The sequence below is a fragment of the Methanotorris formicicus Mc-S-70 genome, from assembly GCF_000243455.1.
GTDB lineage: Archaea > AGJL01 > Methanococci > Methanococcales > Methanococcaceae > Methanotorris > Methanotorris formicicus.
The window spans coordinates 1-2,021 of sequence record NZ_AGJL01000102.1 but is presented as its reverse complement, the minus strand read 5'-3'; the positions used below and the strand labels follow the sequence as shown (position 1 = coordinate 2,021).

At 31.8% G+C, this 2,021-nt stretch carries 2 protein-coding genes; both read right to left on the bottom strand.

Going from position 1 to position 2,021, the window contains the following annotated elements:
- Nucleotides 1-83 precede the first annotated feature (83 nt).
- Nucleotides 84-1,100 (bottom strand): potassium channel family protein, encoded by a 1,017-nt coding sequence (locus METFODRAFT_RS09525; protein ID WP_007045417.1) that lies wholly within the window; start codon nucleotides 1,098-1,100, stop codon nucleotides 84-86.
- A gap of 85 nt (nucleotides 1,101-1,185) precedes the next feature.
- A complete protein-coding gene (gene rnp3, locus METFODRAFT_RS09520) occupies nucleotides 1,186-1,881 on the bottom strand; it encodes a ribonuclease P protein component 3 (RefSeq protein WP_007045416.1) in 696 nt (231 codons plus the stop codon).
- Nucleotides 1,882-2,021 lie beyond the last annotated feature (140 nt).

Below are 2,021 nucleotides of genomic sequence, written 5' to 3'. Positions count from 1 at the left end.
TTCAATATATGGTTGTTTGCGAATTTTATTAAAATTTATTTATATATCCAAATTCTTAAATATTATATTTGCCTAAATGCAACTTATTGTTTTTTTACCATATTTTCCAAATATTTTAATTGTTTATCTGAGCCAAAGGCGTAGATTTCATCGCCTGCATTAATTACAATATTCGGAGATGGATTTATAATCATCCTATCACCTTTTCTTATGCCCAAAACCGTAACTCCTGAAGCCTTTCTTATTTGAGAGTCGCATAAAGACTTGCCATCAACCTCAGAACTTTCTTCAACAACAAATTTCTTCAACTCAATATCCTCCCCATACTCATACTTTGCTATATTGATAAATGTTGAGACGAAATCCAAAATACCTGGTCTTACAGCAACTTCCGCCATTCTTAGTCCACCAATCATGTACGGGGAGACAACTTTATCTGCTCCGGCTCTTTTTAGTTTTTTAATTGCCTCTTCTTCATCTGCCTTAGCCACAACCTTTATTTCTGGATTTAGTCCTTTTGCAGAGAGCGTTATAAAAACATTATCTGCATCAGTTGGAAGTGTTGCTATGAGACCTCTTGCACTTTTTATCTTCGCTCTTTTAAGTGTTTCATCCCTTCTTGCGTCTCCAACAATAAAGTTGAAGTTTGGGTCTTTATCAAGTTCCTCTTTTAGGATTTCTTTGTTTATGTCAATAACGATAAAGGGAATATCATCTTCTTTGAATTTATTTACAACAATCTTTCCAGTTCTTCCGAATCCACAAATTATATAATGGTTCTTTAACTCTTTAATCCTATTTTCCATTTTTCTCATCCTCACTAAGTTCTTAAATTCTCCCTCAATAATAAATTGGGCAATAATCCCAAATAGGTACATAACGATTCCAATACCAAAGAACAGATAAATTATCGTTAGTATCCTTCCCTCATACGTTGTTGGTGTGTAGTCTCCGTAGCCAGTTGTTGTGATGGTGATTATACTAAAATAAAGTGCATCCAAAAATGATAAGTTCTCAATTTTCATAATCGCAAAAGAATATGAAAAAATCAATAAAAAAACAAAGATTATAGTATACAGTATTTTCTTTGATGTTTCCATGCCCATCATCCTAAATTATATTTTGGGGTTAATTTTTTGCAGATGTATTTTTTATAAAATCATTGTTTTATAGTTTTTGAAAATATCATTCATCAGCGACAATTTCTACACCAAATCTAATAACATTCTTCTTTTTTAAATATGCCCTATACTCTGCTATTTTATACGTTGTTTCAATTATTCTTTTTGCATATTCTGGCTTCACTAACGTATTTAAAAAAGATCTCAAATCATGTGGGGATTTTAATGAGTAGATATTATTTGCATCGCTTGAGATTACAACAGGGGCATCGAACTTTTCTGCCAATTTCAAATTCCTTCTAAACGCCATTAAAATTCTCGCTCTTTCGTAATTTTTTGCCATTAACGCCTCATTAAAATTCAACTCTATTGCAACCCTATGCACACTTGCCAACCTCGCAAGGACATGATCTATACCACTATCCTTCCTTTTTAATTCAGGTGTTGATAGGACATCAACATCATGCATCTCCAAAGCACTTCTATTTATCTTCTCAATCCCTCCCTCAACTAAAACAAGATGAAATTTATTCCTATATTTGCTCACCAAATTCCTAAGTTCTTTTGATGATTGTGTTCTTATCTTTATACCACTATAAACCTTTAAACCACAATCTTCCCCAAATTCAATAACCTTATTTAACTTCTCTTCATCAAGTTCATCATGATATTGAGTATAAACTACCCCATACCATCCCATTTTTTTTAATCTTTTTATTCCTTCCTCGTTATCTACCCTATTTATATCAACAGGTTTCATTGTTTCACTTTTTGTTTTTGTTTTGGATAAATTTTAGTGTTTTTCATAACTTTTTGGAAAGAGGTATATAACGCTTATTAGCAAATAATATCGATAAAAAATTTAAAAGAGGTTGTATGCTATAGTCATGAGAAAGAAAA